General features: G+C 33.2%; 2 protein-coding genes. Both read right to left on the bottom strand.

What is annotated here, in order from left to right:
- Nucleotides 1–34: 34 nt before the first annotated feature.
- A complete protein-coding gene (locus Q3C15_RS08635) occupies nucleotides 35–880 on the bottom strand; it encodes an IS3 family transposase (protein ID WP_289555124.1) in 846 nt (281 codons plus the stop codon).
- Nucleotides 880–1,431, bottom strand: a 552-nt coding sequence (locus Q3C15_RS08630) for a transposase (RefSeq protein ID WP_302704970.1), incomplete at its 5' end; no start/stop codon positions are given. The genes Q3C15_RS08635 and Q3C15_RS08630, both read right to left, overlap by 1 nt.

The raw sequence follows: 1,431 nt of genomic DNA, 5'->3' as shown, positions 1-1,431 counted from the left end.
TGTAATGAACCCCAAAAGTTGGACACTTTATTAATCAGGCAACACGGGACTGAGTTCTGTACTGAACAGGACTTAGTCCTTTTAATTTTACCTTGATTCTGTCGTTATTGTAGTAATGAATATATTGATGAATAGTTTGAATCAAATCACTAGCGCTTTTATATAAGTTTTCATATCCGTAAAACATCTCTCGTTTCATGACACTAAAGAAATTTTCCATCATTCCATTATCTAAGCTATTTCCCTTACGAGACATACTTTGAATAATTCCATGGTCTTTCAAAAAGCTTTGGTAAGCTGAATGTTGATATTGCCATCCTTGATCGCTATGCAGAATCATTCCCTCTAATGAACCATGGCGACAAAGCTTATTTAACATGTTAAATGTCTGATGGAGAGTAGGTGAAGTTGAGACATCGTAAGCAATGATCTCTTCGTTATATCCATCTAATATTGGCGATAAATAAACCTTCTCTCCAGAGTTTAATTTAAACTCAGTAACATCAGTGTAGCATTTAGTCTTAGGCCGACTTGCGCTGAATTGACGTTTAACTTTATTATCTGCGATTTTACCAATTGTTCCTTTATATGAGCTATAACGATTACGTTTACGGATTACTTTGCCAAATAAGCCCATGGCTTTCATCAAACGTTTAACTTTCTTATGGTTAATTATTATACCGTTGTGACGCAAAACACATGTTATTCGACGATAGCCATAATTTCCATGATGCTTATTAAATATCTTTTTAATTTGAAACATTACCTTTTTGTTTTGCCGGTCTTTTTCATGAGAACGTTGATAATAAAAAGTTGAACGACTCATTTTAGCGGCCTTTAATAAAGCGGACAACGGGAACTGACAACGTAGTTGTTCAATTACTTTCGCTTTTTTTGATCGTTGATTGCCAATTCCCTTAATGCTTTTAAATAGGCGTTTTCCGCTCTTAAATATAGTAATTCTTTTTCAAGTTTCTTAAGTTTCTTTTCTTCTGGCTTAATCTTCTTTTGGTTATGTTTTGTGATGGTCTTTTCCCTCGGTCTTCCTATTGGTCTATTAATCACATTATAACCGTTTTTTTGATAATCTCGAATCCAATTAGATAACATTCCAGTTGAAGATAATCCTAAATCCAGAGAAACTTCAGTAGTAGTTTCGTGATTGGTTAAAACACGCATAATGGCATTTAATTTTTCTTCTCTTGTCCATTTACGATGAGGTCTATCGAGCCATGCGATGCCATAACGATTTAATATTCGAACCAAATAGTAAAAATTTCTTTTTCCAATTGGATAATATTCTTTTATTTCTGAGTATCTATATCCTTTTTGATACATGTGATACATATTTATTTTATCTTCTTTTGAAAATCGCATAAAAAACACCCCAAATCTTAGATTTATTTGTCCAAGATTGGGGGTGCATATCAT

This window comes from Ligilactobacillus sp. 110_WCHN (assembly GCF_030518115.1).
Lineage (GTDB): Bacteria > Bacillota > Bacilli > Lactobacillales > Lactobacillaceae > Ligilactobacillus > Ligilactobacillus aviarius_C.
The sequence above is the reverse complement of the archived record's forward strand: the minus strand, read 5'-3'. Positions and strand labels throughout refer to the sequence as shown.